Origin of the sequence: Sorangium sp. So ce362 (genome assembly GCF_051519845.1) — a bacterium.
Taxonomy (GTDB): Bacteria; Myxococcota_A; Polyangia; order Polyangiales; family Polyangiaceae; genus Sorangium.
On sequence record NZ_CP150332.1, the window covers coordinates 10,812,410 to 10,838,756 of the forward strand.

The following is a 26,347-nucleotide window of genomic DNA, read 5'->3' on the forward strand; positions in this document are numbered from 1 at the left end:
CCCGGATCTGTGTAGATCCTTCCATCGTGCCCCCGCTCTCGATACGCGCCGACGCCCGCGTGCACCCCTTCCGGCCAGGAGCAAACGAGCGATGAGCTCCTCAGAACCTTTGGCAGCCTCCGGGACGGCGCGCGCGCCGACCGAGGCGACGACCGACCGCCCCGATGCCAACCGCATCGCCCTGCGCGCGCTGCGATCTCTCCTCGACGCCGCCGCGCCGATGGATCTCACCGTCGAGGGAGCGCCGGTTCACATTGCAGTCGAACGCCTCCCCTCCGCGCCGTGGCCGGCGCGAGGGCTGGAGGGGCTCGACCAAGACGCCGACGGGCCCTTGCCGCGCGCCGTGCGCCTGAGGTGCACCTGGCCGGGCGGCAGCACCGAGCTGCTCTTCAGCGCGGCCTGGTGGCAGACGAAGGGCGCTTACCGGCACCTCGTGGGCATCAAGATCAACGTCGTGTCGACCAACCGCGAGATCGTGTGGACCACGGTGGCGCTCCGGCTGCGCGATCGGCTGAACGGCGAGGTCGTGCCCGTTCCCGCCTTGTTCGCGACCTGGCGGCGAAAGGACGAGGACTTCGAGGAGAAATTCCGCCAGAGGAGCCTGCCCTTGAAGGCCGCCGTCGAGCGCGCCGGATTGCCCCTCGTATCGCCCTGGAACATGGAGGTATTCTCCATTCGCCTGCCCGGCGGCGAGGTCCTGCCCTCGCCCGAGGAGGGCTTTCGACGGCTCGCGCACCTCGCCTTGCTCAAGCTGCCCTTCTTCCTCCGCGACGGCGAGGAAGGCATCGAAGGCAACCCTCCGTTCGACCTCGCCGCGCTTGCCGCCGCGCACGGCGAGCGCCAGGGCAAGCCCGCCGCAGACCCGGCCGTCGCGGAGGTCGTCGAGCCCGCGCGCAGGCCACCCGACGACGCGCGGCGCGATGGAATCTGGCCGCTGCCGGGAGGGGTTCGACACTACAAGCAGACGCTCGACACGCTCCTCTCGGAGCTGCGCGACCGCCGGCTGCCGGAGGCGGAGTTCTTCGCGCTGCTGCGCGATCGGTACGAAGCCACGGGGGAGGCGGCGCGGCGAGGCTACATCAATCTGCTCCTCTACCTTGGCGTCGTAAGGCTCTCCGACGACCGCCTCGAGCTCACGCCCGAAGGGGAGTCGTATCTGGAGGACCCGCAGCCACGGGCTCTCTTCGAGCGCCTTCACGCGACGTACACCGGATTTCTGGAAATTCTCATCATCGCGAAGACCCTGGGTCGGATGGACACGACCAGCGCGAGGAACCTCTTGACGGCGCTCCTCGACAAGGACTGGAGAACGGACAACCAGGTATCCTTCCGCCGAAACTGGCTCCTGTCGCTCGGGGCTACGGAGCGTCAGGGCGACGGCGACGCGCTGACGGATCTCGGCCGCCAGATTCTCGCCGATCACGCGGCAGAAGAGGCCCGCATTCGGGGGCGGCTGGACGAGCTGCTCGCCGATCGCAGCATCCTCGGCGACAGCGTCGTGACCGGAGGCGACGTGGACGAAGACCTGGTGACCGCGCCAGGGACGACCACGCCCCCGCTGCCCGATCCGCATGCGAGCACGGCGCCCTCGGCCTGGTTTGATGAAACCCTCGATCTGACGACCGAGCTCGCCGGTCCCTTCGCCTCCACGCTCGAGCTTCCGGCCGGCCTGCTCGCCCAGGCCTGCGCTGCCCTCTCGGCGGGCAAGCACCTGCTCTTCGTCGGCCCACCCGGCACGGGCAAGACGCAGCTCGCCCAGTCGCTCGTGAAAGCCGCCGCGAACGACGGCTATTGCACGGGCGCCTTCGTGGCCACGGCGTCGGCCGATTGGACCACGTTCGACACGATCGGCGGCTATGCGCTGCAGCAGAACAACACATTGACCTTCCGGCCGGGGGTGTTCCTCCGCGCCGTCGAGCGATATCAGTGGCTCGTGATCGACGAGCTGAACCGGGCCGATGTCGACCGCGCCTTCGGTGAGCTGATGACGGTCCTGTCGGGGCACGCCATCGACACCGCCCTCCTTCACGAGGACGGCAGAACCATATCGATCGGGTCAAGCGAGTCCCACATCTATCGCGTGTCGCCGACATTCCGGGTGATCGCCACCATGAACACCTGGGACAAGACCTCGCTCTTCCGCCTGTCATACGCGGTGCAGCGGCGCTTCGCGATGATCCACGTCGACGCCCCCGACGAGGCGACCTATGCGCGCCTGCTCGAGGCGCACGCGCGCCGCGAGGGCGTCGCGCCGCCGCTGCCCGAGGGCGCCCTCGGGCAGCTAACGCGGCTATTCAGCGCATCGGGCCTGCTCGCCCACCGCGCGATCGGCCCCGCCGTGGCGCTCGACATGGTGCACTACATGCGGCGCCGACAGGCCTCTGGAGATGGGCTCGCAGAGGCCATGGCCATGTATCTCTTGCCGCAGCTCGAGGGTTTACCGCAGGAACCGGCGGCGAAGGTCCTCCGGGTCCTTCTCTCGAGCCTCACGGGCTGGACGTCGTCGGAGGCAGCGGCCCGACTGCGGCGTCGTTATGAGGAGCTCTTTCCGCACCAGACCTTCGGCGAGCCATGAGCAACGGAGCCTGGGAAGCGTTCGTCCGCGCCCATTTCCCGGGCTACCTCTTGCCGAGCTCGCGGGTCGAGGCCATCACGGTCGAGGAGGCGGCGCGATTCCTCGCGCGGCTCACGGGAAGGAACCATGAGCTCGCCTTGCTCCGCGCCGCGGGCACGCTGGCGCCGCGGATCGCCGAGCTGCGCGCTTTCGCCATGCAGCTCTTGCCCGACCTCGCGCGGAACCTGCCTTCCCGGGTCGACGTCACGACGCGCGACTGGCGAGGCGGTTTTCGGGGCCGGCTCGACGTCCGGCGGACTTCCTATCAACAGGCCAGCGGAGATCGCTCGCGCTACGTGACGCAGGCGCGGGATCCGAGCTTCGCCCTGCCCGAGAACATCCTCGTTCGCGCGGTGGCCGAGCGGTTGCTCCGGCTCCTGGTCGACCTGCGCAAGGCGCAGGTGCTAGCGAAGCACGGGTGGGGCGCCGACGCGCAGGGAGCCGAGGGCGAGCTGAGGCGGATCTTGAACACGACCGCGCTGCGTGAGGTGCCCTCGGAGCCCATCACGCCGCAGCACGAGCTCGGCGCGCAGGCAGCGGTGCACCGCGGCTATGGCGCGGCGCTCGCGTGGCACAAGGCGCTGCGGAATGGCCTCGACGCGACCGACGCGACTGCCATCGCCGCCATGCTCGCCGAGGGCGCGCTGACGCCCATCGAGGAGCACACGCGCTTCGAGATTGCGGTGGTGATTCGGCTCCTGCAGGCGCTCTGGAACAAGCTTGAGGCGGCGCAGGGGCCGAAGGGCGAGCGCTTTGAGTTCCATCGGTCCCTGGTGCATGCGAAGCGCGACGAAGTGGCGTCGTTCGAGCGAGGCGACGGCGCGCGCGTGCGGGTCTACTACAATCAATGTCACCTCGACCCAGGCCCGCGTGATCAAGGGGCGAGGCACTACATGGGCGGGCGTGCCGGACGCCTGCGGCCTGACATCACCGTGGTCGTCGACAAGGATGGACGGCGGCGGGCCGCGGTGGTCGAGATAAAGCTGACCGAAGATTCGAGCTACATCCTCCAGGGCTTTCACGAGGCCATCGTGTATCGATGGGAATACGCTGGGGATCTGCGTGGGTGGCCGAAGGCGATCCTGGTGACGTCGGCGGATGTGCCGGGCGCGGTGCGGCTGGGGGATGATGTCATCGCGGTGGGGTGGAGCAAGTGGGTGCCGGAGGCGGTGGTGGATGGGCTCCTGGACGGGGTGTGAGGCAGAACGTGCACCGACGCCATCAGCGCTCGACACGCCCACTCCCGCGCCCCTGCTCGACGCGGGGAGAGGGTGTTCATATTAGCTTCGCCCATCCCGGATGCTGGACGAATCCATCGCCCCGTTTCTCCCGTCCTGGCTCGTGCGCCTCGACGCACCCCCTTCGAGCCGTGACCCTCGGGGCCTGCAAGCGCACGCCATGGTGCAAGCCGATCGGCCCTTGCCGGGTCTCAATGTCTTCACCTCGCGAGCCCGCTACTATACCTTCCTCTGCTGGGCTCTCTCGCGCGCGCAGGCCGATGCGTCGCCGCGCGCGCACCTCGAGCGCGTACTCCGCCTAGAGCGCCTCCTCGTCCTCTGCGAGGGTCTGCAGCACGAGGACGATCCTCTCACGTGCGGCTACATCGGCCGTCGGCGCGGTCGCCGCTTCGTCTCCGAGCGCAGGGGCGCGGGGCTGTGGGAGCTGCCGACGCGTGTCCTCAAGAACCAGGTGTCGAACGGCGCGCTGCGCCTCTACCGCACCTCGCTCGCGAGCTTGGGCCTCGGCCTGCGCCTCACCGACCGCGGACAGCAGCTCGCGAGCCAGCTCGAGAAGGTGATCGACGAAGACGTCGTCGGCTGGGCGCTCGAGGGCGGCACGCAGCAGCAGAAGCGGCGCGGCACCCTCCTCGGCGCTGGCGCGCGCATGTGCCCGAGCAGCCGCATAGGCGCCTACGAGCGGCGTTACCTCGTCGCGGCCCTCTTCGGCGCTGACGGCAACGGCATCGAGCGGCGCGAGACGGTGCAGGTTCTGTTCGAGCATAGACGGCTCGGCTTCGCATCCGTGGGCAACGACTCGACCGACAACGACGCGGACCGTCATCACGGACGACGGCGGCAAGCCCGCGCTGCTTGACGCCTTGACGAGGCCTATCCCTGGACGCAAACATCGCGAGCCATCTCACGTCTAAGCCCGGGACCAGGAACCTGCCGTGCCAGAAATTTGCCAGAACCTGCGTCCAGACCTGTCCGCGCCTGTCCACCCCCGTCCACGTCCTGGACCGCGTGAACTACCCGACATCCTTGCAGAAACCAGCGGAGGAGAAGGGATTCGAACCCCTGGTTGAGTTGCCCCAACGGCGGTTTTCAAAACCGCTGCCTTCGACCGCTCGGCCACTCCTCCAAATACTCAGAACGACTTACTTTTGTGCCTCCTCTGGCGCCGCCTGTCAACGCCGCCGTGCCGGCCGTTGCCTATCTCGCGCCCATCTCGCGCCAGAGCGCCGGCCGGGCCAGGCTAGGGCGCCAGCTTCTCCGTGAGCACGATCCTCGCCGCCGGGTAGGCGAGCGAGAGCACGAGCTCGACCTCCTCGGCGCCGTGGAGGCTGCGCGAATTCTGGGGCGCAGCGCAGCGCAGCGCGAGCGCCGCGGCGTCGATCGGGATCCATCATGGCCCCGTGACGTTCACCGCCGCCCTCGCCACGAGATCATCGAGGTCATGCCTGCAGAGCGCGCTCGCCGGCAACGTCGCCTCGGCCAGCTCGACGAGCCGCGCGTGATGGGTGAAGAAGAGGATCTGCGTCCGCTGCGACAGCTCCCCGAGGACCTCGAGCGCGGCGCGCGCGCGCGCGTCGTCGAAATGGATGAGCACGTCGTCGAGCACCAGCGGCAATGGCTCGCTCCTCGTGAAGTACTGCTCCAGGCTCGCCACCCGGAGCGCCAGGAAGAGCTGATCGCGCGTCCCGTCGGACAGCGCCCTCACCTCCACCGGATCCCCGGCCCTCGGCACGCACCGGAGCACGGGCCGATCGTGATCGTCGTGATCCCCCCGCAGCCCCGAGAACGTACCCAGCGATAGCCTCGCGAACAGCTCGCTCGCCCGCCGTACCAGCGGCCCCTGGTTCTTCTCGCGGTATTGCTCCATCGCCCGCCGTAGCAGGTCCGCCGCGAGCTTCGCCCGCGCATAGTCGTCGACCAGCGCGCTGATCGACGCCAGGTGCTGCTCCGCCCGCGTCAGCTCCTCCGCCGCCAGGTCGCTCCCATCCATCGAGAGCAGCCGCTGCCGGAGCTGCCCCACCTCCTCGTTCACCCGCGTCCGCTCCTGATCCAGGTCCGCGATCTGCCGCTCCACGTCCACCCGATCCTGCGCAAGCGCATCCGCGTTCGTCCCGCGGCACGCCTCCAGGAGCGCCTCCACGCTGAGCCCCTCGCCGATCGTCGAGAGCCGCGTCTCGACGATCTCCCGATCTTGCCGGAGCTTCCGCGCCACGGCCGATCGATCCTCCGCGACGACGAGCTCGGACACGTCCTGGGCCCGGGCTTCCTCCATGAGCTGCTTGAGCGCGCGCTCCGCCCCTCGCCGTTTCTCCCGCGTGGCGAGCAGGTCCTGCTGCTTCTCCTTGGACTCCTTCTCGAGCGCCTGCTTGAGCTGCCGGTTCGTCTCCCCATCCTTGGACCGCTCCAGCAGCGCCGCCGCCGCCTGCTCCAGCGGAATGCCCGCGAGATCCGGCGCCGTGAGCCGCGCCAGCCCCTCGACCTGCACCTTGAAATCGGCCGCATCGCGCTCGATCCCCGCGATGCGCCGCCGCCGGTCCCGGGCCCCCTCCCCCTGTCGGGCGAGCTCCGCGCGCAGCTTCAGCACCTCCTCGGCTTCCTCGATCCCGGTCGCGGCCGACACCTCGAGCGCCAGCATCACCGCCGACCACTGCTCGGCCCACGCCGCCTGTTCCCGCTGCAGCCGCGCGAGCGCGCCGGAGAGCCCCTCGAGCTCGACCTCCCCCCGGCGCACCTCTTTCACGACCGCTTCCCGCTCCCGCTGCGCTTTCCCCTCCCGCTCCACCACCTCACGCGCATGCGCGACGAGCGCGAGCAACCCGTCCCGCGGCCCAGCTGCCACGCCGAGCGCCTCCAGCGCCGCAGCGAGCGCCTCCCGATGCCCCTCGATGCGCTCCCTCTGGGCCTGCTCCCGCCGCCGCACCTCCTCGAGCCTCGCCTTGTCCTCCACGAGCTTCTGGTAGCGCCCCAGGAAGGCCAGCATCTCCCCCGGAGAGCGCGGCGCGATCCCCGCCGCCAGCCAGGCGGCTTGCCACTGCCTCTGCTCCTCTTCCTCCGTCGTCCGTGCCCGCTCCGCCGCGGTCACGGACTCCTCGATGCCGCGCGCCGCCCGATCGCGATCGGCCGAGAGCGTCGCGAACTTCGCCACCCGATCCGCCTCTCTCCTGAGCCGATCCGACAGCTCATCCGCCCGCCGCACGCTCGCCTCGTGATGATGCGCGATCTCGCTCGCCGAGAGCCCCGCCCCGGCCGCCCCCTCCTCCGCCGGCTCCCCCAGCCACGCCTGCCGCACCCGCTTCCAGTGCCCCTCGCGCTCGCGCCGCGCCGTCACCAGGTCCCCCTCCATGGGCACCTCCTCGCCGCGCCGCAACGCCTCGATCTCGCGCTCCAGCTCCCCGAAGCGCTCCTTGCGCTCTGCCAGCGAGTGAGCGAGCGACTTCCGCTCGGTGTCCCGAGCGGCGAAGTCACGAGCAAACCTCTCCACCGTCTCGGGGATCGGCACCGGCAGCGCGCCCACCTTCTCGAGCGAGAGCCGCGCCACCCCGAGCGCCGAGAGCCCGGCTTCAAGCCGCGCCGCCATCGCCGTCGCCTCGCCGCGCAGCTCACCGAGGACCTTCTCCAGATCCCCGTCTCGCTGCGCGATCTCGTGCGTGCGCACGAGCGCCGTCACATCCACCGGAGCGCGCAGGGCCGCGAGCTTGCTCCGCTCGCCCCCGAGCTTGTCCTCCGCCTCGGAGAGCCCCTTCGCCGCCCCGGCGAGGTCGCGCTCGAGCCCGATGCGCTGCTTGAGCAGCGCCCGGACCCGCGCCTCCATGCTCGACGGCACAGCGAGGCTCCCCACCTCCTCCACGGGCACGCGCCGCCCGAGCCGTCCGAGGAGCGACTCGATGGTGTCTTCGATCTGGCGCAGCTCGCCGCGGAGCCGAGGCAAATCCACCCCCGCCGCCTTCTTGTGGTTGCCGAGCCCGTCCTGGATCGCCGTGATCGACGCCCCCTGCGCGAGCAGCGCCTCCGGCACCGGCAACCGGTCCATCTGCGCGGTCAGATCCGCGATCTCGCGGCCGAGCCGCTCCTCGCGCGGCTCCGTCTCCGCGAGCGTGCTCTCGGCCTTCCGCCGCGCCTCGGGCGCCGTCTCGGGCAAGAACACCGCGCCCTCATGCTCCTTCAGCATCCCGAGGATCCTGTCCCGCTCCGCGATGGGCACCAGCGCCTGCGCCGTGCGCGACAGATGCCTGTGCCTCGCCTGGAGATCGGAGAGCTCCCTGGCCAGGGTCGCGGCGCGCGCCTGCCCACCTGCGAGATCCTTCTGGAGCTGCTCCCACTCCTTGGCCGGCTGGGACCGATCCGCGGCTCCCTTCTTCGCGCTCTTGTGGCTCTCGAGCGCGGCGTTGAGCTTCTTCTTGTGCTTCCCGAGCGGCGTGAAGATCTCGTCCGCCTGCGCGTCGAGCTTCTCCAGCACCGCGTGCACGCGCGTGCCCCCGAGCCCGGCCGCGAACAGGCTCTCTCCGAGATCGCCGCCTCCCTTGAGCAGCGCCTCGCCGCCGTCCACGAGCGCCCCGTGGGAGAGGCCGAACATCACCTTGTACTGCTCCTCCGTCACCCCGCCGAGCAACGCCTGCAGCTGCCCCTCGTCCACCGGCTGCTCGGCGGGATCCAGCAACGTCTGCTTGAGCCCCTTGCGCCGGACGAGCTGCAAGGTCCGCCCGTCCTCGGCCGCGAGGAGCGCGCCCACCCGGAGCTTCTTGTAGTCTCGATCGTGCGCGTCCTGGGTGTCCTTGGGCATTTCGAAGAGAAACCCCAGCACCGCCCGCAGCGTCGTGCTCTTGCCGACCGCGTTCGACCCGAAGATCACGTGCAGCGCGCGCGGCTTCGCCGAGAAATCCAGCGACAGCCCGGTGAAAGGCCCGTACCTCAGGAGATCGAGCGAGAGGATCTTCACGACGCGTCCTCACCTGCGAAGAGCAGCGGCAGCAGGGTATCGGGCAGCTCCCGGACGAGCTGCCGGAGCGCCGTCCGATCGAGCTTCCCTCCGCCTTCGAGGTGGTCGAGCTCCGCCGGCAGCTTCTTGCGCAAGGGCTCGAGCCCGCTCAGCAGCCTGTCGATCTCGGCGTCGTCCTCGCAGAGGGTGCGGAGCTGCCGGTAAAGCCCGCCCACGGCCTCATCGCCGAGGCTCGCTTCCGCATCGAGCGGGTTCCGGGTGCGGAAGCTGATCTTCTCGACCCAGATCTCGCCCGCGTCGCTCGCCGCGCTGCGCACCTCGCTCCGGTACTTCTCGGGCTCGCGCGAGAGCGCCCCGTGCGCCCGCGTCGCCCCCGTCACCTCGATCCGCGCGGCCACGATCCTCTCCTCCGCCGCGTCCGCCTCGCGCGCCAGGGCCTCGCGGCACAGCTCGATCACATCATCGACCGACGACGCCATGCGCGCGTCCACCGCGCACCGCACCCAGCGCAGCGCGTCCAGGGTCCGGGGCTCGACCCCCACGATCCGCCCCTCGTCCACGGTCACCAGCGTCGCGCCCTTCTTCCCCGTCTCGCGCGCATGCCTGCCCTGCAGGTTCCCGGGGAACACGATCCACGGCGACTCGTGGAGCACCTCGCGCGCGTGCACATGCCCGAGCGCCCAGTAATCGTATCTCCTCGCCACGAGGTCGCTCACCGAGCACGGGGCATACGATTGATGCCCTTCGCGACCGCTCGCGCACGTATGCAGCAAGCCCACGTTGAAATACCCCTCCCGCGGCGCGGGATAGGCGACGGAGAGGTCCTCCGTGGTATCGGCCTTCTCGTAGCTCCGACCGTGCACGGCCACGCCGAGATCATCTAGCGTGATCGTCTCCGGCTTCTTCGCCGACAGCTCGCGCACGCCCTCCGGCAACCGCAGGATCTTGCTCCGCGCGTCGTGATTGCCACGCACGATGAACACCCGGATACCCGCTTCGCGCAGGCGTGACATCTGCTTCGCGAAGAAGAGCCCCGTGTTGTAATCGGTCCAGTCGCCGTCGTAGAGATCGCCGGCGATGAGCAGGAAGGCCACCTTTTCCTCGATGCACTGCGCCACGAGGTTCTCGAGCGCGCGCCGCGTCGCCCCGCGAAGCTTGTCCACCGGCGCCCCGTCGTACCGATCGAGGCCCCGCAGGGGGCTATCGAGGTGGATGTCCGCTGCGTGAAAGAACTTCATGCGGCCCCCGGTCCGCGCTGCTCTTTACCGCGCGATGGCGCGACCGTAGCAGTCTTCCCTGGGGACGTGAAGCGCCACGCGGCTTCGTCATCGCCACGATCTTCTCTGACCGAGCGGGGCGAGCGGGAGCAACACCTCTCCGAGGTGAATGTCGTCCGCTCCGGGATCGCCGGGCGAGCGGCGCGGACGTTTCCTGCGAGGAGGCGAGATGAGACGTGATGTGGTGGCTCACGCGGCGGGGTCATCCGCTCTCCTGTTCTCGCGCGCGCTGGCCGAGCGCACGCGCGAGGCTCACGCCGCTGGCGATGAGCCCGACATGGCTGAACGCCTGGGGAAAGTTCCCGACGCTCTGCGAGCCGCCACCCCCGATCCGCTCGACGGACCGCCGTGCAGCGACGAGCTCGACGGGCGCGGATGCGCCTTCTGGGCGCTGCGATAGGCGGGCCGCAGGTGGGCGTGGTGCTTGCTCAGCTCCCCGACGGACGCTCGCGTGAGCGCGGGCCAGCCTCGTCGAAATCCGGTCGATGGGGAAATCCAAGGAGGTTCAGCGATGCCTGCTCTCGTTGTCGGTCTGTTGCTCCTCGCGCTGCTCATGGCGGGGATCTGGGTGACATTCGGCCTGCTCGGGATGGCGGTGACGCTCGTCGTCGCCGGCATCGTCGGCTGGGTAGCCGATCGGCTCGTGCCCGGCGAGCTGCCCTATGGGTGGCTTGGCGCGATCGTGGCGGGGCTGCTCGGGAGCTGGCTCGGCAGCCTGTTGTTCGGGCCTGTCGGGCCGTCAGCCGGCGGGATTCCGGTGCTCCCCGCGCTTGCGGGAGCGGTGATCCTGGCGTTCGCGTACGATGTGCTCCACAAACGGCTCTCACGCGCTCGGCCGTGAGCGTGGCGCCGGCGCAGCCGTCGCCGATGCGGCCGAACGCGCGCTCTCTGCAGCGCCGTCGACCTCCGGGCCTGTGCGGCGCAACGGACGTACCGGGGCACCGCTCGACGTTGCCCAGCCCCCACGCGTGAGCAGAGCGGCTACTTCCGTCCCCGGCTCTCCGCCCCCGCTCCCCCCGTCGCCTTCCCCCCAACCTCGCCCTTCATCACCTCCGCCAGCCACGTCTTCGCCCCCGCGCACGTCCCCACCGCGCTGGCCTCCCCTCCCCCGCGCCGCTCGTACGGCCCCGCGACGACCGCCACGTCGCCCCCGCGCCCCGTCCACGCGATCGGCCCGAGCGACGCGCGCTGCTGGCACGTCTTCCCGAAGCGGCGCTCGAGCACCTTCCGCGCCTCGGCCGCGTCGCCCGCGCTGTCGAACCGCATCCGCCACGCGAGCGCGAACGCGCGCCGCGTCGGGTCCTGCGGATCGTCCCGCTGCACCACCGCAACCCGGTCCCCGCCCCACCCGGCCGCCGCGCCGATGGCCGCCTCGCGGTGCGCGTACGCCGCGAACGCGATGCGCAGCGCCTGCTCGCCCATCACGTCGTCGAACACGACGCGGTACCCTGGACCGAGCGCCGCGGCGGTCGGGACCGCCACCTCGACGGCGGGCTCGCGCGCGGCGAGCTTCTCGGGGTGCAGCAGCTGCTCGGTCGTCTCCGGCAGCGCGCGCCAGACCGCGTCCACCGAGGCCCAGCCGCCGTCCCTGCGCAGCGCCTGCACGAACGCGAAGCCGTCTGTGTACGGCGCGCCCAGCGACTCCTGCAGCACGAGCGGCGTATCGCCCACGGACGACAGCGCCGTCGACATCGCCACGAGCTTCCGGAGCGTCGACTCGTCCATCTGGAACGCCGAGCCGACCAGCACATCGAACATCGCGCTCATCGCCTCGCCCTCGATGAGCGCGTGCGTGGCCGCCAGGCGATCGCTGTCGCCGGGCCTGAACTGGAGCAGCTTCCCCAGCGAGAAGCTCTGGTCCTGGAGCGCATGGACGAGCTCATGCGCCAGCGTCTCCTCGGCCTCGGTCTCGCTGAGATCGTCGACGAGGTACATCGTCGCGTCGTCCGGCTCGTAGAAGCCCGCGATGCGTCCCTCGAGCAGGCGGTACATCCCGGCGGTGAAGTCGTAGTCGGCCGGGATGAGCTCGAGCGCCGCGAGCACCTCGCGCTGATGATCCAGCACGCCCTCGGGGATCTCGCGCTCCACGTGCGCGCGCACCCGCGCCAGGATCTCGCCGCGGGTGAGCACGCGGCTCCGCACCTCGCGGAGCACCGGCAGGCCGCGCGCCTTCGCCAGGCGGGCGAGCACGCGCGCGATCTCCTCCTTGGTCAGCCTGGCCGCATCGTCGTCGAGCTCGCCCTCGCCGACCGGATTGGCGCCCTCGGCCGGCGGGAGCGCGGCCGATCCCGCGGGGCGCGCCGCGTCCGGGGCCTGCGCTCGTGGCGGCGCTGCAGGCGCAGCCGGCTGCGCGCAGCCGGCCAGCACGGCCGTCCCGACGAGCGCCGCCGCCGCGCACGCCGCGGCCCTCGACGTCGCGCAGCGCGCAGCGCTCGCCGCGGGGGCGTTGCGCCGGGTCAAAGCTGCTCCCCGGCGGGCGCGCGGATCGCCCGGATCGCCTCCGCATACCGCGCCACACGCGCGTCGAACGACAGCTCCTCGCCCGGCGCCGCGGCGCCGAACACGGCCGAGCCGGCGACGAGCGCCGTCGCCCCGGCGGCGATGACCTGCCCGGACGTCGACGGCGCGATGCCGCCGTCGACCTCGAGCGCGATGTCCAGGCCCGCCTGATCGATCGCCTGACGCAGGCTCCGCAGCTTGGGGAGCGTGGCCGGGATGAACCGCTGGCCACCGAACCCGGGGTTGACGCTCATCACCAGCACCAGATCCAGGTCGGGCAGCACGTACCGGATCGACTCTTCCGAGGTGTGGGGGTTCAGCACGACGCCGGGGCGCGCTCCCGCGTCCCGGATCTGCTGGATCGTCCGGTGCAGGTGCGGCGACGCCTCCACGTGGACCGAGATCCGGTCGGCGCCGGCGGCCGCGAACTCGTCCACGTAGCGCTCGGGCTCGACGATCATCAGGTGCACGTCGAGAGGAAGACGCGTCGCGGCGCGGACCGCGCGAACGATTAGCGGTCCGATCGTAATATTTGGCACAAACCGGCCATCCATCACATCGACGTGAATCCAGTCGGCGCCGGCGGCCTCGGCGGCTCGCACTTCCTCCGCGAGACGACCGAAGTCAGCCGACAGGATCGACGGAGCGACGATGATTTTGTCGTGACGCACGGTGTAGCGCTAGCAGGCGTGACGCGCGGCGGCTAGCGGGGCATCACGAGCGTGCTTACGAGGAGGCCGGCGCGGCTGCTAGGCTGCGCAGGTCTGCGCGAGATGTTCGTGCCATCCGCGGCGACGCTGCAGATCGAAGGCTGGATCCCGAACCGTTCGAGTGAGGTGATGCATGGAGACACGGCCGCTGACGAAGCCCGACTACGACCGGATCGTGGGCGAGATCGATCGGTGGTGGGCAGGCCCAACCAGCGCGCTCGCGCACCCGATCTACTTCTACGAGCTCGGGCGGCTCGCCCGCGTCGTCGAGGATCACGGGTTGCTTGTCGGCTTCCTGCTCGGGTTCAGGTGTCCGGACGCGGCGATCGGGTACGTGCACCTCGTCGGCATTCATCCCGACTACCGCCGCCGCGGCGTCGGCAGGATGCTCTACGCAGCGTTCGAGGAGGACTGCCGCCGCGAGGGTTGCCGGCAGCTCAAGGCGATCACGACCCTGGGCAACGAGGGCTCCGTGCGCTTCCACGCGGCGGTCGGCTGGTCGGCGGCCGAGGTCGAGGACTACGCCGGGCCTGGGCGCCCGCGGATCGTGTTCACCAAGGATCTCTAGCGCGGCTCGCGCCAGGTGCGCCCGGCGGCAGCGCGGCCGCGAGACGGGCGCACGGCTCGGAGCGACGTGGCGACGTGACCGAGGGGACGGGGCTCGGGGGGGCGCATCCCGCGGCGACGAGACGGCCGGCGAGCCGGCAGGGCGTCGCGAGCGCTAGCGTTGACGTCCTCATGTTGCGGCGTACGCTCTCGGTGGGTACATCGGCTCGGGGCCGCGAGGTGGAGCGATGCGAGTAGGCGAGCATGTTCGCGAGGTGTTGGTGGGCGTTGTCGGGTCGGCCGCCGCGGTCGCCCTCGGTGCAACCCCGTGAACCACAGCGCTGACTTGATCGCGCAGCTGCGCGAGATCGGCCTGTTCGGCGGCCTCGGCGATCACGTCCTCCATGGACTCGCCGACTCGCTGGAGCTGCTCGAGCTGCAGCCGGGGGCCGTCGCCTTTCGCGAGGGCGACAGCGGCCGCGAGATGTTCGTGCTGCTCGCGGGGGAGATGGAAGTGCTCAAGCGGTCGAAGCGCGACGTCGAGTCGCGGATCGCGGTCCTGGGGCCGAGCGACTGGTTCGGCGAGATGTCGATCCTCGACGTGATGCCGCGCTCGGCGACCGTGCGAGCCATCGCCCCGTCGCGCTTGATGCGCATCACCGCTCACGATCTCGACGCGCTCTACCGGCGCGATCTCAAGTCGTACACCCTCCTGGTGCTGAACATTGCGCGCGAGATGTCGCGCCGCCTTCGCGTGGCGGACAGCCTCCTCGCCGAGCTCGTCGCGAACATGCTCGACGAGTACACGCGGCCACGGCGACCTGGGATCTGAGCCGCGCGCTCGCGGCGTCGAGCCGCCACGCGCTCGCGGCGTCGCAGGGCGAAGCTGACGGCGTGCGGTGGCGGCTGAGGGCGCGGGGAGAACGTTTCAAGAGCCCGCTGCCGGGCGTACCTCGGAGCTCAGCGCCGCCGCCAGGCTACGAGGCTGCGTCGAGCGCTCGACGTCGTGGCGCCTGGCCCATCCGTCGCCTCACGCGCCGCCCTGGCCAAGCGCGCCACCGGCGCCGGCTTCGCCACCGGCGCCGCCTCCGCCACCCGCGCCGGCTTCGCCATCCGCGCCGCCTTCGCCGCCTTCGCCGCCCGCGCCACCCGCGCCGGCTTCGCCATCCGCGCCGCCTCCGCCGCCCGCGCCGTCTCCGGCACCCGCGCCGGCGTGGCCGCCCGAGTTGGTCGCGCCGCCGGTGCCGGATGCACCCGTGCCAGCGGCACCGGTTGAACCGGCGTTGCCCGAGCCGGCCTCGCCGGCGCTCAGACCGCCCCCGTCGCCATCATCATGGGGGTCGTCTTCGGCGCGTCCCCCTCCGGCCCCGGTCGCGCCGAGGTCATCGCAGTCCGCGCACCCGATACCCGAGAGGGGAGGCTCGGGCTGCGGGTTGAAGCCACAGCCCGCGAGCACCACCCCGAACAAAAGGACGACAAGCTTGCGCATAAGCTCTCTCCTCATAGCACCCTGCGCAGTCCCCTGCCGCTTGCGCAGCGCCCTCGTCCGCGGGAGCGCGGCGTCGAGCGCGATCAGCCGTCTGCTGTCGCTCGCCGCCTGCCACCCGGCTGGCGCCGCCGTCAAGGTCGGGCGGCGCGCTAGCTCAGCCGCAGTTCACACCTCCAGCGCCCCCTTCGCCGCAGGGCTCGCCGCCCGCGCCACCGGTGCCGTCCTCGCCGCCTCCGCCACCCGCGCCACCGGTGCCGTCCTCGCCGCCTCCGCCACCCGCGCCACCGGTGCCGTCCTCGCCGCCTCCGCCGCCCGCGCCACCGGTGCCGTCCTCGCCGCCTCCGCCGCCCGCGCCACCGGTGCCGCCCTCGCCGCCAGCGCCGCCCGCGCCACCCGCGCCGCCCGCGCCGCCAGAGCCGCCCGTGCCCGTGCCGGTGGTGGTACCCGCGGCGCTGGAGCCGCCCCCTCCTCCGGCGCCCGATGGGTTGGGAAAGCCAGCCCCAGCGCCAGCGTCACTGCCACCTGCACCCGTGCTGCCGGCTCCGGTGACGGTAGACCCCGGCGGATCGGGGTCCTGGAACGGCGGTTCGGGCTGCGGGTTGAACGTGCATCCAACCGCGATGAGCAGGGTAGACAACAGCAGGCTTCGCATGGCGGGTACGCACGCGTATAGCAACTCACGTGCCACGAGAAACCCCCTGGAAGTACTGCGATCCGGGGGTGATTGACGCGGTCCACAGGCACACTCTGGCACGCCGCCCGGGCGGGTGGATCCGACACCTTGCGCCGGCCTCTGCCACGGCCCGCGCTGCCGTGTCCGGTGCAGGGCGCGCCCTCGTGTCCGCGAGCAGCAGCTCGCGGTATCGTGGGGCGTGATTTCTGAAGACCTGGAGAACGTCGCACCGCGGCTCGAAGAGGTACGGCGCCGGATCGCAGGCGCCGCTGCGCGCGCCGGGCGGGGGCCCGAGGAGGTCCGGCTCATCGCTGTGTCCAAGGGAAAACCCGCGGAGGCCATCCGCGCCGCCTACGCCGCCGGGCAGCGCGATTTCGGCGAGAGCTACGCGCAGGAGCTCGTCGAGAAAGCCGAGGCGCTCGCCGACCTCGACGGGCTCGTGTGGCACGCTATCGGCCGGCTCCAGAGGAACAAGGCGAAGCACGTCGTGCGCGTCGCGCAGGTCGTGCACTCCGTCGATCGCGAGGACCTCGCCGTCGAGCTCGACAGGCGCGCGGCCGCGCTCAACCGGACGCTCGACGTCCTGCTCGAGGTCAACGTCGGCGGCGAGGCCTCCAAGGGCGGCTGTGCGCCCGGCGATCTCGCGCCGCTCGTCGGCGCCGTGGCCCGGTGCGCGCACCTCCGGCCGGTCGGCCTCATGACCATCGCGCCGTTCCTCGACGACCCGGCCGACGTCCTCCCGTTCTTCGCGCAGCTGCGCGCCCTGCGGGACGCGCACGGCGGCCAGGCCGTGCTGCCCGAGCTCTCGATGGGCATGTCGCACGATTTCGAGGCAGCCATCGCCGAAGGCGCCACGCTCGTCCGCGTCGGCACCGCCATCTTCGGAGCCCGCGGATAGCGCCGGCGCGCCGCGCGCGGCGCAACCCCGGCGCGGCATGCCGGCCCCGGGCTGGTTCCCCGCGCCCGCCGCAGCGGCCTCATTCCGCCGACCACGCGCTCTTTTTCCTCCTGCGCCCCTCGGACAAGGCGCGCCGGGACGTTAAGCTCCCCGCGTGTTGCAGGCGAAGGCGGCGAGCAAGCCCTCCTCGGTCAGCGGCGGCGTCCGCGCAGCGACGGCGCGGCCCGCGCCGTCGCGCCTCGGCGCGGCCGTCCGTATCGGCGCCCTCGCGAGCGCTGCGGCCTGCGCGCCGCTCGTGCTCGGGTGCGGGCCGGGCGCGATGCCTGCCTCGGTGCGCCACCCGCTCGTGGGCAGCGCCGCGCCGGAGTTCCACGCGGAGTCGACGGCGGCGGTCACCGTGGGCGTGCCCGGCACCCGGAGGACGCGGGTCACCGTGATCGACTTCTGGGCGTCCTGGTGCGCGTCGTGCAGCCGGACCATGCCGGCGCTCGACGAGCTCTGGCGCGACCGCAAGGCGGACGGGGTGGCGATGATCGGCGTGAACGTCGACGCCTCGGAGGCCGCCGCCGAGGCGGCCGCGTACGAGCTCGGCGCGACGTTCCCCATCGTCGCGGACCTCGATCAGCGGCTCAGCGGGACCTACGGCGTCGCGCAGGTCCCCCTCACGTTCGTGGTCGACGGCGCGGGCACGGTGCGCTGGGTCGGGCGCGATCCGGCGAGCGCGCGCCGCGCCGTGGAGGTCCTGCTCTCGGAACGGTCATCCAACCCGCGCGCGCGGTCGGCCTTCGAATGAGCGCGCCCCGCGGCGGGGGAGGCGGCGGCCCGCGGCGGCGGCCCGCGGGCGAGGAGCCGACCCTCTTCGACGCCGCCCGACAGCGCGATCCGGAGCTCCGGGCCACGGTGCCCCTCGCCGAGCGCATGCGCCCGCGCTCGCTCGCGGACATGATCGGCCAGGGCCACCTCCTCGGCGAGGGCAAGCTGCTCGCGCGCGCGATCGCCGCCGACCGGATCCCCTCGATGATCCTGTGGGGCCCGCCGGGCGCCGGCAAGACGACGCTGGCGCGCGTCGTCGCGCACACGACGAACGCCCGCTTCGTCCCCTTCAACGCCGTGCTGGGCGGCGTGCCGGAGCTCCGCGAGATCCTCGCCCAGGCGCGCACCGCGCGCTCGTACGAGGGCAAGCGCACGATCCTGTTCGTCGACGAGATCCACCGCTTCAACAAGGCCCAGCAGGACGCGTTCCTCCCGCACGTCGAGGACGGGACGATCACCCTGATCGGGGCGACCACCGAGAACCCTTCGTTCGCGGTGAACGCGCCGCTCCTCTCCCGCTGCAAGGTCTTCCGCCTCCAGGGCCTCGAGGCCCCGGAGCTCGTCGAGCTCCTGCGCCGCGCCATCGACGCGCCCACCGGGCTCGCCGGCGCGGTCGCGGCCGACGACGACGCGCTCTCGGCGATCGCGGCGCTCGCGCAGGGCGACGCGCGCAGGGCGCTCACCACGCTGGAGGTCGCCGCGGACGAGGCGGTGCGCGCGGGCGCCGCCACGATCACGCGCGAGCTCATCGCCGGCGCGAGCGAGCACAAGACGCTGCTCTACGACAAGGCCGGCGAGGAGCACTACAACGTCATCAGCGCCTTCATCAAGTCGATGCGCGGCTCCGATCCCGACGCCGCCGTCTACTGGCTGATGCGCATGATCGAGGCCGGCGACGACCCGCTCTTCCTGCTGCGCCGGATGATGATCTTCGCCTCCGAGGACATCGGCAACGCCGACCCGCGCGCCCTGGAGCTCGCCGTCGCGGCGGACGCCGCGTTCCGGCGGATGGGGATGCCGGAGGGCCTCTACCCGCTCACGCAGGCGGCGCTGTACCTCGCCACGGCCCCGAAATCGAACGCGTGCAAGTCGGCCTGGCAGTCGGCGCAGGCCGCCGTACGCGAGCACGGCGCGCTGCCGGTCCCGCTCACGCTGCGCAACGCCGTCACGCGGCTGATGCGCGACGAGGGCTACGGCGAGGGCTACCGTTACGCGCACGACGAGCCGGGCGGCGTCGCGGTGGGCGAGGCGTACCTGCCCGAGCCGATCGCCGGCAGCCGGTTCTACGAGCCGACCGACCGCGGCTACGAGCGGACGATCGGCGAGCGCCTCCGCCGGATCCGCGGCGAGGGCGGGGGAGAGGGCGGCTGAGGCGCGGCGCGCGCCGCCGCCCTCATGGCGTCACGCGTCGTCGTCGCCGTCGAGCGCCTGCTGGAGCTCGCTCAGCGCGTGCTGATCTCCCTTGCTGCGCGCGACCCCGATGCCGTCGCTCAGCCAGGAGCGCCCCTCGTCGCGGCGGCCTGCCTTCACCAGCATCGTCCCGCACATGAGGTACATCGGCACGTAGCTCGGGTCGATCGCCCGGAGCGCGCCGAACGTCGCGAGCGCGTCGTCGTGGCGTCCCTGCCCCGCGTACTCCAGCGCGAGCGCGTACCAGTGGAACGGGTCCTTCGACCCGCCCTGGGTCATCTTCTCGAGCATCAGCAGCCGCTTGCTCACGTCGCCTCCACAACGCCGATGAACGGCAGGTTTCGATAGCGCTCGGCCCAGTCGAGCCCGTAGCCGACGACGAACTTGTCCTCGATCGTGAAGCCCAGGTAGTCGATCGGCACCTCGACCCGCGCGCGGGCCGGCTTGTGCAGGAGCGCGCAGACCTTCACGCTGTTCGGCATCCTCGTGCGGAAGAGCTGGAGCAGGTGCGAGATCGTGAGGCCCGTATCGACGATGTCCTCGATGAGGAGGATGTCCTCGCCCTCGATCGGGCGCGTCAGGTCCTGCGTGATCTGGACGACGCCGGTGGAGGCCGTGCCCTCGCCATAGCTGCGCACGCCGAGGAACTCGATGCGCACCGGGAGGTCGATGTGGCGCGCGATGTCGGCGGTGAACACGAAGCTCCCCTTGAGCACCGAGACGAGCACGAGCCGCCGCTCCGCGTAGTCGCTGGTGATCTGGGCGCCGAGGTCGCGCACGCGGGCGCCGATCTGCTCGGCGGACAGGAGCGTCCGGACGTTCGCCATGGCGCCCGCTAGCATCGCGGCGCCCCCGCCACCAGCGCCGAGGCGCGTCCCTCGTCACCTGCGCGCCGCCGACCGTTCCCCATCCCTTGCGTTCCAGGTCGCGCGGCCGCTCCGCCGCCCCGGTCGAAAGTGGGTTAATCTCGGTGCCTCCCGCGATGCCGCCCCTTCCTCCGCTTCCTCCGCCCGATGCGCCCCCGCACCTCACCTCGCGCACCCCGCTGGCCGTCCGCTTCTGCGAGACGGATCTGATGGGCATCGTCCACCACGCGAACTATCTCGTCTACCTGGAGGCTGGCCGCATCGACTGGCTGCAGCGCCGCGGGATCTCCTACGAGGAGATGGTCCGGCGCGACCTTCACCTCGCTGTCGCGGAGCTGCGGATCAAGTACCGCCAGGCGGCGCGGTTCGGCGACAACCTCGTGGTCGAGACGACCTGCCGCGAGATCCACAGGGTGACCGCGCGCTTCAGCTACCGCGTCCTCCGGGGCGAGGAGGTGATCTGCGACGGCGACATCCTCCTCGCGTGCCTCGGATCGAGCCTCACGCTGACGCGGATCCCGGACGACATCGCCGCGCTGCTGTCGAGCCCCGAGACGACGACCGGCAGCTAGCGGCGTCCGCTCAGTCGCCCTCCGCCGCGCCTGCGTCGGCCCCGCTGCGCACGAGGCGCGCCGGCATCTCGACCGTCTGCGGCGGCTCGATGCTCTCGCCGAGGAACGTGCGCCACTGGACGACGTAGCGCCCGCGCAGGGGCCCGGCGACGTAGCGCTCGCTCATCGGCGGCACCGCGACCGCGGGGATGCCGTCGACGAGCAGGTAGAACAGCGCGTCGGTCTGATTGACCGCGACGAAGCCCTCGCCGGGCGCGCCCGGGTCGACGCTCGCGGGCAGCGGGAGCGGCTCTTCCCGGATGGCCGCGAGCTCGTCGCGCGTCAGGAAGACGCCGCCCTGCGCCGACGGGAGCCCCGCGGCGGCGTACGCCGCGCCCGGGGGCGGCATGAGCATGTCGGTCGAGATCAGGTCGGTGCGCCGGTCGACCGACGTGACCTCGAACGCGACGCCGCCGCCGCTCTGCCAGGCGTAGTTCGCGTAGAGCGGCACCTCGCCGGCCACGCACTCGGGCGACTTCGGGTCGACGCCGAGGATCTCCAGCAGCGCCCGGCAGAGCAGGGGCCCCCCTTCGCCGGCCTCGGGCACCCTGCCGAGCTCGAGGTACAGCGCGCCGAGGCTCGCGTGCATCTCGATCTTGCGGACGTCGATCTCGAGCCGCTTGCCTTCACCGACCGGGCGCGCCGAGCCGGCCGACAGCGGCGTCACGTCGACGCGCCGCTCGCCGAGCAGCGTGCGGAGCGCCCCCGGCGGCACGACCCGGTACTGGGTCAAGGCCGGCCAGAGCAGGACCTCCCCGTGGACGTCGTGGCGGGCGCGGAGCTCCGAGCCGGAGGGCAACGGGAGCGCCCGCGACGTGAACTGGACCCGCATGCGCCCCGTCTCGGCGAGATCGACCTTCCACGTCAGCTCGGTGAGCCGCTGCGCCGCGTGGATCCCGGCGGCAGCCACCTCGGGCGCCTTGGGGGGCTGCGGCACGTCGCGCCAGCGGAAGGCCGCCGCGAGCGTGACGCCCGGGAGCTCGCGGGACGAGAGCGTGTCCTCCGGCAGGGGGGTCGCGGGCGGCAGCGGCAGCGGCAGCGGCGACTGCTGGCTCGCCTCGGACATGATGATCCGGCCGTAGTCGTCCGACACGAGCTTCGCGCTCGCCTCGGCCGCCGAGGCGTCGAGCAAGTCCGGCGTCTCGTTCGCGAGCGGCGCGGGGAGGATCCTCGCGTTCGGGCTCGCCCCGGCCTCCACGAGATCGGCGGGCTGGTGGCGCGACGGCTCGCACCCGGCGGCGGCGAGCAGCAGGCCGACGGCGGCGACGCGCGCGCTGATCACGGCTCCCGCTCGAAGGTGTGGATCACCTGCACCCGCCGGTCGAGCGGCGGCGGGTCGGGCGCGTACTGCGTGTCCACGAAGACCGCGGTGCAGCGGGGATGGCAGGCCACGAGCAGGTTGCAGTTCGCCGCCTCGTTGTCGAACACCGCGATGACGCGCCCGAGCCGGGAGAGCTGCGGGGCGACGCTCCGCTTGAACTCGGTGTCGGGCATCTCGAACCTCGGCTTCACGACGAGCTCCGTGCCGATGACCCCGATGGGGAAGCCGAGGTCGCGCAGGCTCGCGAACGAGCCGAGCGCCATGTTCGGGAGGTCGCGCCCGGTGAGGTACACGAGCGTCGCCCCCGCCGCGTGGCAGTCGCGCGCGTACTGGCTCGCGCCCGGCACCTCGACGTCGTGCCGGATGTGCGGATCGTTGAAGAAGCGGGCCTTCCAGAACTCGAAGGCGTGCAGATGGAGCGACTCGTCGTCGACGCCGAGCCGGCGCAGGTTGTCCTGGAACCCGTACCCGATGCCCTCGGGCGCCGCGTGCTCGAGGAGGGCGGCGGCGTGCGGGTGCTTGCGGCGCCACTCCTCCGCGAGCTCGTGGAGGATCGCGACCACCCGCGGCCGGTTGTCCATGAGGGTGCCGTCGAGATCGAAGACGATCACGGGAGGCCCCTCGGACCGGTCGGCCGCCCGCTCGACGATGGAGTTCAGGAGCCGCGTCCGCTCGAGGGGGACGAGGCGCTTCTCGTGGAACAGCGTGCTCAAGGTCGTCGCGCCGCGAAGGAGCGCGTCTTCCGCGCTGCTCCTCCGGCGGAACCCTAGCGCGAACTCGCCCTCCCCAGAAGCCGCGGCATCCACCCCCGTGGCCGGAGCGCGTTATGTCCGTAAGTGTGCAGAAATATCCTACATTGTTGGCCCCGCTGTTCCGCTTTTCGTAGCATTTTCTACACCGGGGACCCCGAGACCCCCCGAAGGAAGGCCCATGCAGAACCGCATCATGACCGCTCTGGCCCTGGCGATGGCGCTGACCGCTGTGTCGGGCTGCTCGAAGACCCCTCGCGATCGCCTTCAGGGGCGCTGGTATGGCGACTCCATCGAGAACGCCCCCGTCGAACAGCTCACGAAGGCGACCGGATGGGTCAAGGGGACGGCGCTCGAGTTCAACGGCAGCAAGGTCACGGTGACCGTGCCCGCGGAGACGCCGCGCAGCGGCACCTTCAAGGTGGCCAAGGCGGAGGGCGATCAGGTGACCGTCGCGTTCCTCCGTCCCGAGGGCGGGCTCGATCAAGCGGAGTTCCGCTTCGCCACGGATCACACGCTGCGCTGGGAGATCGGCGACGGCCGCGCGATCGTGCTGGCCAAGGCGAAGAACTGAGATCGGGTGGCGCGCGCCGCCGCGCCCCCGCGCCGCGCCCCCTCCTGAGCCGCTGCCGGGCCCCTCGGCCGGCCGAGGGCCCTGCCACGCGGCCGCCTACCGCCGTACCCGCTCCCGCCGCACCCGCGTGAGCCACCGCGTCTCGCCGCGCTCGCCGTCGCGCGCGAGCAGCACCACGACGTCCTCCGAGAGCGGCCCGGTGAGGCGCCGCCGCGCCTCCTCGATGGAGCGCACCTCGGCGCCGTTCACGGACAGGAGCCGATCGCCGGGCTCGATCCCGGCCTCCTCCGCCTCGCTCGCCGGAGGCACCGACACCACGGTCACGGTCCGGCGCGCCTCGCCGAGCGTCACCGCCAGGCTCCCCGCGCCCTTCGGGTCCTGCCGCGCGCCGCCGCCCGGCAGCGCGATCCTGACCCGGTCGATCGTCCTGCCGGCCCGGACCTGCACCGGCTGCGACTCGGCGCGCCCGAGCTCCGCGCTGTACGCCTCGAGCACCGCCGTGCCCTCGGGCAGGCCGCCGAGCTGGAACCGCCCGTCCCGGTCGGTGGTCACGACGCCCGGCGGCAGCGGGCCGAGCGGCAGGTACGTCGGCACGCGGTCGCGCGCGACGCGGGCCCCTGCGACCGGATCGCCGCGCTGATCGACGACCTGGCCGGCGACCTCTCCTGCCTCGAACAGGTCGATGCGCCCGAGGTCCGTGGGGCGATCGGGATCGCCGGCGAGGGTGACCCGCAGCGTCGCCGGCGCGAACCCGTCGCGGGTCACCGTCACGCGGAACTGGCCCGGCGCGAGGTCTCCGAGCGTGAAGGCGCCCTCCGCGTCGCTCGTGGCGCGGCGCGGCCCGGTCGGCGAGAACAGCGTGATCCGCGCGCCCTCGAGCCGCTCGCGCCCGCCGCGCCCGGTCACGGTGCCGGTGGCCTTGAGGGCGGCGCTCATCTCGAGCCGCAGCGCCTTCGGCGCGGCGTCGACCTGCTCGACGCGCGAGGACCTGCCGGAGCGCACGAGGCTGATCCGGAGCGGGAGGCCGGCGGCGTCGGGCAGCCTCGCGTCGCCGTCGTCGTCCGTGAAGAGCGTCTTGCGGAGCGGAACGGCGACGTCGAGCGAGAGGACGCGCACCTCCACGCGGTCGATCGGGTAGCCGCGATCGTCGGTGACGTGGAGGGCCACCGCCTCGCGCACCTTCGGGAGGACGACCTCGATCTCCTTGCGATCGCGCTCCGGGACCTCGACGACGAGCCGCGCCACGACGTCGCCGGGCGACTCGGGCCGGGAGACCGAGACGAGCACCTCGTCGGGGACCGCGGCGAAGGCGAACGTGCCGTCGTCCGCGGAGTACGTCACCCGCTCGAGCGAGCCGGCGGTCGCGGCCAGCTCGACGCGCGCGCCGGCGACCGGCCTGCGGTCCTCCTCGAGGACGCGGCCCTCGAGCAGGCCGCCCTGGCGCATCACCACGCGCACATGGGCCTCGCCGCCCGGCTGCAGCGTCACGATCTCGCTGGACGTCTCCACGTACTCCGGGTGGCGGACGATGGCGTGGACGCGCCCCGGGGTGACGGGCTCGGCCCGGAAGGTGCCGTCGGCGCGCGTGACCCACGGGTCGCCGGACCGCGCCGCGGCGGCCGGGACGAACGCGTCGCCGCGCGGCAGATCCGGGATGGGGCCGGGCATGACCCCGAGCTCTCCCGCCGGGATGAGCGGCGCTGGACCGGGCAGGGCGCGCTCGAAGTGCTCGTCCCTGAACTCGGACATCGCGGTCGTCTCGTCGATGGGCATCCCGTCGGCGTCGGCCCCGACGATCTCGAGGGTCGCGCCCGGGACCGGGTAGCCGCGGTCGTCCACGACCTCGCCCACGAGCGCGCCGCCGCGGAGCAGCGGGATGCGGACCTCGGCGGCGCCTGCGTCGACCTGCACGGCGTTCCTCGGCACGAAGCCGGCCGCCAGGGCCGACGCGCTCGCGTACCCCGGCGCGATCGGCCCGAGCGTCACGGATCCGTCGTCGCCCGTGCGCCCGTGCAGCGGGAACGCCGACAGGCCCTGCTCGACGAGCACGACGTTCGCGCCCTTCACGGCCGGCGCGTCCTCGCCGTCGCCGTCGGTCACGAGGAGGCGCACGTGGCGGCCGGGCCCGAGGACGAGCTTCACCTCCTTGCCCTCGCCGCGCCTCACGGGCACGGCGAGCGCGGTCGCGCTCACGGCGGCGCCGCGCCGCGCCTTGAGATCGTACACCCCGTCGCGGAGCCCGGCGATCCTCGCGGCGCCGGTCGCGTCGGTGGTCGTGCTGCGCGCCGGCCACAGGCCGGTGCCGGCGGCGAGCACGGTCGCGCCGCCTGCGGGCTGCCCCTCCGCGTCCACCACCCGGACCGTGAGCGCGCCGAGCCGATCCATGCGGAGCCTGAGCGGCACCGGCCCGGGCACGATGCCCGTCCGCACGGTGTCCTCGAAGCCGAGCGCCGACGCGCGGACGACGTAGGGCGCCGCGCCGAGCCGCTCGAACCGCGCGCGGCCCCCCTCGGCGGTCGTCGCGACGAAGGGGAGGGGATCGGCGGTCGCGACCGTGACCTCGGCGCCGTCGATCGGGCGCTCCGCCTCGTCGACGACCAGCACGTCCAGCACCTTCGCGGGCCGCAGCACGAGGTCGACGGCGCGCGGCCCCGGCTCCAGCGCGAGGCGCGTCGAGGCGCGAGCCCGCTCCGCGCCGTACGCCATGATCCACGCCTCCCCGGACGGCAGCCCGGCGAAGCGAGCCTCGCCCGCCAAATCGGTCCTCTGCTCGCCGGCGAAGTACGCCCGGTCCTCGCGCAGCGCGAAGACGCGCACCGTGGCGTCCTGGAGCGGGCGCCCCTGCTCGTCGCGCACCGTGGCGGTGAGATCGGCCGCGCGCCCTTCGACCCAGGCGGGCACCGGCGGCGCGGGGATCGACGCCTGCGGCAGGAACCGCGGGCCCAGGTCGCGCAGCGTGGTCGCTGCGAGGAAGCAGACCAGCGCGGCGATCGCGGCCAGGACGGCATCGAGCCGCGACCGGCGCTCGGGCCGGTCGGCTTCGGCTGCGGGTTGCTTGTCCTGCTCGGCCACGGCCTGGATCTCTACTCCGGATCCGCGAGAACGCCGAACCTCCCGGGACCGTTC

The 26,347-nt window shown here is 72.3% G+C and carries 22 protein-coding genes and 1 tRNA gene; 11 read left to right on the forward strand and 12 right to left on the reverse strand.

Annotation, left to right across the window (positions count from 1 at the left end; all coding sequences use genetic code 11):
- The first annotated feature begins 91 nt into the window (after nucleotides 1–91).
- From WMF17_RS41520 to WMF17_RS41530, 3 genes are all read left to right on the forward strand, one after another.
- On the forward strand, nucleotides 92–2,575 hold the full coding sequence (locus WMF17_RS41520; protein ID WP_437599085.1) for an AAA family ATPase: 2,484 nt from the start codon (nucleotides 92–94) through the stop codon (nucleotides 2,573–2,575).
- Nucleotides 2,572–3,813, forward strand: coding sequence for a hypothetical protein (locus tag WMF17_RS41525; RefSeq protein WP_437599086.1), 1,242 nt, complete (start codon nucleotides 2,572–2,574; stop codon nucleotides 3,811–3,813). Before WMF17_RS41520 ends, WMF17_RS41525 begins: the two co-directional genes overlap by 4 nt.
- A 199-nt stretch (nucleotides 3,814–4,012) precedes the next feature.
- Nucleotides 4,013–4,708, forward strand: coding sequence for a hypothetical protein (locus WMF17_RS41530; RefSeq protein ID WP_437646510.1), 696 nt, complete (start codon nucleotides 4,013–4,015; stop codon nucleotides 4,706–4,708).
- A gap of 180 nt (nucleotides 4,709–4,888) precedes the next feature.
- Here WMF17_RS41530 and WMF17_RS41535 read toward each other — a convergent pair.
- From WMF17_RS41535 to WMF17_RS41545, 3 genes are all read right to left on the reverse strand, one after another.
- Nucleotides 4,889–4,975, reverse strand: a tRNA-Ser gene (locus WMF17_RS41535).
- A gap of 264 nt (nucleotides 4,976–5,239) precedes the next feature.
- On the reverse strand, nucleotides 5,240–8,785 hold the full coding sequence (locus WMF17_RS41540) for an AAA family ATPase (RefSeq protein WP_437599088.1): 3,546 nt from the start codon (nucleotides 8,783–8,785) through the stop codon (nucleotides 5,240–5,242).
- Nucleotides 8,782–10,023 carry a metallophosphoesterase family protein gene (locus WMF17_RS41545; protein ID WP_437599089.1) on the reverse strand — a complete coding sequence of 414 codons (1,242 nt, stop codon included), beginning with the start codon at nucleotides 10,021–10,023 and terminating at the stop codon, nucleotides 8,782–8,784. Before WMF17_RS41545 ends, WMF17_RS41540 begins: the two co-directional genes overlap by 4 nt.
- A 550-nt stretch (nucleotides 10,024–10,573) precedes the next feature.
- Here WMF17_RS41545 and WMF17_RS41550 point away from each other — a divergent pair.
- Nucleotides 10,574–10,903 (forward strand): GlsB/YeaQ/YmgE family stress response membrane protein, encoded by a 330-nt coding sequence (locus WMF17_RS41550; RefSeq protein ID WP_437599091.1) that lies wholly within the window; start codon nucleotides 10,574–10,576, stop codon nucleotides 10,901–10,903.
- Nucleotides 10,904–11,043: 140 nt separating this feature from the next.
- Here WMF17_RS41550 and WMF17_RS41555 read toward each other — a convergent pair whose 3' ends face one another.
- Nucleotides 11,044–12,522 (reverse strand): hypothetical protein, encoded by a 1,479-nt coding sequence (locus tag WMF17_RS41555; RefSeq protein WP_437646511.1) that lies wholly within the window; start codon nucleotides 12,520–12,522, stop codon nucleotides 11,044–11,046.
- Nucleotides 12,519–13,232 (reverse strand): ribulose-phosphate 3-epimerase, encoded by a 714-nt coding sequence (gene rpe, locus WMF17_RS41560; RefSeq protein WP_437599093.1) that lies wholly within the window; start codon nucleotides 13,230–13,232, stop codon nucleotides 12,519–12,521. The genes WMF17_RS41555 and rpe overlap by 4 nt, the downstream gene beginning before the upstream one ends.
- Before the next feature lie 172 nt (nucleotides 13,233–13,404).
- Between rpe and WMF17_RS41565 the strand changes: the two genes are divergently transcribed.
- On the forward strand, nucleotides 13,405–13,839 hold the full coding sequence (locus WMF17_RS41565) for an N-acetyltransferase family protein (RefSeq protein ID WP_437576618.1): 435 nt from the start codon (nucleotides 13,405–13,407) through the stop codon (nucleotides 13,837–13,839).
- A 306-nt stretch (nucleotides 13,840–14,145) separates the two neighbouring features.
- Nucleotides 14,146–14,649, forward strand: a complete 504-nt coding sequence (locus tag WMF17_RS41570; protein WP_437599094.1) for a cyclic nucleotide-binding domain-containing protein — start codon at nucleotides 14,146–14,148, stop codon at nucleotides 14,647–14,649.
- A gap of 198 nt (nucleotides 14,650–14,847) precedes the next feature.
- On the opposite strand, the gene WMF17_RS41575 is transcribed toward WMF17_RS41570, so the two are convergent.
- The gene (locus tag WMF17_RS41575; protein WP_437599095.1) at nucleotides 14,848–15,306 is read right to left on the reverse strand and encodes a hypothetical protein; all 459 of its coding nucleotides are present in this window, start codon (nucleotides 15,304–15,306) and stop codon (nucleotides 14,848–14,850) included.
- 154 nt (nucleotides 15,307–15,460) lie between these two features.
- A complete protein-coding gene (locus WMF17_RS41580) occupies nucleotides 15,461–15,958 on the reverse strand; it encodes a hypothetical protein (protein ID WP_437599097.1) in 498 nt (165 codons plus the stop codon).
- Nucleotides 15,959–16,178: 220 nt separating this feature from the next.
- On the opposite strand from WMF17_RS41580, the gene WMF17_RS41585 reads away from it, so the two are divergent.
- From WMF17_RS41585 to WMF17_RS41595, 3 genes are all read left to right on the forward strand, one after another.
- Nucleotides 16,179–16,877 carry a YggS family pyridoxal phosphate-dependent enzyme gene (locus WMF17_RS41585; protein ID WP_437599099.1) on the forward strand — a complete coding sequence of 233 codons (699 nt, stop codon included), beginning with the start codon at nucleotides 16,179–16,181 and terminating at the stop codon, nucleotides 16,875–16,877.
- 154 nt (nucleotides 16,878–17,031) lie between these two features.
- Nucleotides 17,032–17,670, forward strand: coding sequence for a TlpA family protein disulfide reductase (locus WMF17_RS41590; protein WP_437599100.1), 639 nt, complete (start codon nucleotides 17,032–17,034; stop codon nucleotides 17,668–17,670).
- Nucleotides 17,667–19,061 carry a replication-associated recombination protein A gene (locus WMF17_RS41595; RefSeq protein WP_437599101.1) on the forward strand — a complete coding sequence of 465 codons (1,395 nt, stop codon included), beginning with the start codon at nucleotides 17,667–17,669 and terminating at the stop codon, nucleotides 19,059–19,061. The genes WMF17_RS41590 and WMF17_RS41595 overlap by 4 nt, the downstream gene beginning before the upstream one ends.
- A gap of 30 nt (nucleotides 19,062–19,091) precedes the next feature.
- Here the strand turns inward: WMF17_RS41595 and WMF17_RS41600 are convergent, their stop codons facing one another.
- Both WMF17_RS41600 and hpt read right to left on the reverse strand, forming a co-directional pair.
- Entirely contained in the window at nucleotides 19,092–19,409 is a 318-nt protein-coding gene (locus WMF17_RS41600) for a tetratricopeptide repeat protein (RefSeq protein ID WP_437599103.1), read from the reverse strand.
- On the reverse strand, nucleotides 19,406–19,927 hold the full coding sequence (gene hpt, locus WMF17_RS41605; protein ID WP_437599104.1) for a hypoxanthine phosphoribosyltransferase: 522 nt from the start codon (nucleotides 19,925–19,927) through the stop codon (nucleotides 19,406–19,408). Before hpt ends, WMF17_RS41600 begins: the two co-directional genes overlap by 4 nt.
- Nucleotides 19,928–20,082: 155 nt before the next feature.
- Between hpt and WMF17_RS41610 the strand changes: the two genes are divergently transcribed.
- Nucleotides 20,083–20,538, forward strand: a complete 456-nt coding sequence (locus WMF17_RS41610) for an acyl-CoA thioesterase (protein WP_437599105.1) — start codon at nucleotides 20,083–20,085, stop codon at nucleotides 20,536–20,538.
- 10 nt (nucleotides 20,539–20,548) lie between these two features.
- Here WMF17_RS41610 and WMF17_RS41615 read toward each other — a convergent pair whose 3' ends face one another.
- Together WMF17_RS41615 and WMF17_RS41620 are read right to left on the reverse strand one after the other, a co-directional pair.
- Nucleotides 20,549–21,859: a hypothetical protein gene (locus tag WMF17_RS41615; RefSeq protein WP_437599106.1), complete on the reverse strand. Its 1,311-nt coding sequence runs from the start codon at nucleotides 21,857–21,859 to the stop codon at nucleotides 20,549–20,551.
- The gene (locus WMF17_RS41620; RefSeq protein WP_437599107.1) at nucleotides 21,856–22,611 is read right to left on the reverse strand and encodes an HAD family hydrolase; all 756 of its coding nucleotides are present in this window, start codon (nucleotides 22,609–22,611) and stop codon (nucleotides 21,856–21,858) included. The genes WMF17_RS41615 and WMF17_RS41620 overlap by 4 nt, the downstream gene beginning before the upstream one ends.
- A gap of 217 nt (nucleotides 22,612–22,828) precedes the next feature.
- On the opposite strand from WMF17_RS41620, the gene WMF17_RS41625 reads away from it, so the two are divergent.
- On the forward strand, nucleotides 22,829–23,221 hold the full coding sequence (locus WMF17_RS41625) for a hypothetical protein (protein WP_437483119.1): 393 nt from the start codon (nucleotides 22,829–22,831) through the stop codon (nucleotides 23,219–23,221).
- A 96-nt stretch (nucleotides 23,222–23,317) separates the two neighbouring features.
- On the opposite strand, the gene WMF17_RS41630 is transcribed toward WMF17_RS41625, so the two are convergent.
- Nucleotides 23,318–26,293, reverse strand: a complete 2,976-nt coding sequence (locus WMF17_RS41630; RefSeq protein WP_437599109.1) for a carboxypeptidase regulatory-like domain-containing protein — start codon at nucleotides 26,291–26,293, stop codon at nucleotides 23,318–23,320.
- Nucleotides 26,294–26,347: the final 54 nt, after the last annotated feature.